Annotated in this window: 1 protein-coding gene; it reads right to left on the reverse strand. The window is 68.8% G+C overall.

Features of this window, described 5'->3' with window-relative positions:
- On the reverse strand, positions 1-496 hold a 496-nt coding region (locus VT50_RS31645), incomplete at both ends, for an AMP-binding enzyme (RefSeq protein WP_143645303.1).

The following is a 496-nucleotide window of genomic DNA, read 5'->3' on the forward strand; positions in this document are numbered from 1 at the left end:
CCGTTGGCGGTCAGCGGGAGGTGTTCCAGTGGGATGTAGTGGGAGGGGATCATGTAGTGGGGGAGCCGGTCGGCCAGCTGGGTGCGGATTTCCGCAGCGGGTGGTGGTTCGGCCCCGGTCAGGGCGGGGGTGAGGTAGGCGACGAGGCGGCGGTCGCCGGGGCGGTCTTCCCGGACGGTTACCACGGCTTGGCCGATACCGGGATGTTCTGTCAGTGCGGTTTGGATCTCTCCGGGTTCGATGCGGAATCCGCGGACCTTGACCTGTTCATCGGCCCGCCCGCAGAACTCCAGCTGCCCGTCGGCCGTCCACCGCACCAGGTCCCCGGTGCGGTACATCCGCTCCCCGTTCGCCGTGCCGTATGGGCAGGCCACGAACCGTTCCGCGGTCAGTCCCGGCCGTGCCCAGTACCCCCGGGCCACTCCACTCCCGGCCACATACAGCTCGCCCACCACACCCACCGGAACCAACCCCAACCCCGCATCCAGCACAAACA

It is taken from the genome of Streptomyces antioxidans (genome assembly GCF_000968685.2).
Taxonomy (GTDB): domain Bacteria; phylum Actinomycetota; class Actinomycetes; order Streptomycetales; family Streptomycetaceae; genus Streptomyces; species Streptomyces antioxidans.